This window comes from bacterium (assembly GCA_026708015.1).
Taxonomy (GTDB): Bacteria; Actinomycetota; Acidimicrobiia; order Acidimicrobiales; family Bin134; genus Poriferisocius.
This window is the reverse complement of record JAPOVT010000008.1, coordinates 1-659: the sequence shown is the minus strand read 5'-3', so window position 1 is coordinate 659 and position 659 is coordinate 1. Positions and strand designations below refer to the sequence as shown.

The following is a 659-nucleotide window of genomic DNA, read 5'->3' as shown; positions in this document are numbered from 1 at the left end:
GCAGTGCTGTTCTGGCTGCGAGAGTTCCTGTGGGCGAACCTGCTCGACTTGCATCTCATCGCGCAGGGGGTGCTGCTCATCGCCATCGTGCTGTTCATGCCCCGTGGCTTGGTGGGGTCCCTCGACCGGCGCGGCACGTCGATTACCGAGATGTGGTCGGAATGGTGGGAGGGACTGTGGGGGCGTGGGTCGCGGCCCGCCCGCAGCACCGGCCGCAGTGCCGGTCCTCGCCCTGACCGGCGCGACCGCGAACAGCCGGTGCGGGAGCGCACATGACCGCCCTGCTGGAGGCAACGGGCGTCGTCAAGCGCTTCGGCGGCTTGGTCGCCGTGGACCATGTCGACATCTCCGTCGCACCGGGCGAGATCGTGGGGCTCATCGGTCCGAACGGAAGCGGCAAGACAACCCTGTTCGACTGCCTGAGCTGCGTCCAGCGGGCCGACAGCGGGGACATCCGATTCGACGGGGTCGACATCGCCCAGCGGGCACCGCACGACGTCGCCCGGCTGGGCGTGTCCCGGACCTTTCAGATCATCCGCGTGTACGGCGCGCTCACCGTGCGCGAGAACCTCGAGCTCAGCGCGCGCTGGGCGCGCGTCGGGCTGCGCCGCATGCTGAGCCGCACCGACGCCGAGACCCGGCGCCGGGCCGATCAGCTC

The 659-nt window shown here is 70.4% G+C and carries 2 protein-coding genes; both read left to right on the top strand.

Annotated elements, in window-relative coordinates; all coding sequences use genetic code 11:
- A partial coding sequence (locus tag OXG30_02395; protein ID MCY4133751.1) for a hypothetical protein occupies positions 1–276 on the top strand: 276 nt, incomplete at its 5' end.
- A partial coding sequence (locus tag OXG30_02390; protein MCY4133750.1) for an ATP-binding cassette domain-containing protein occupies positions 273–659 on the top strand: 387 nt, incomplete at its 3' end. The genes OXG30_02395 and OXG30_02390, both read left to right, overlap by 4 nt.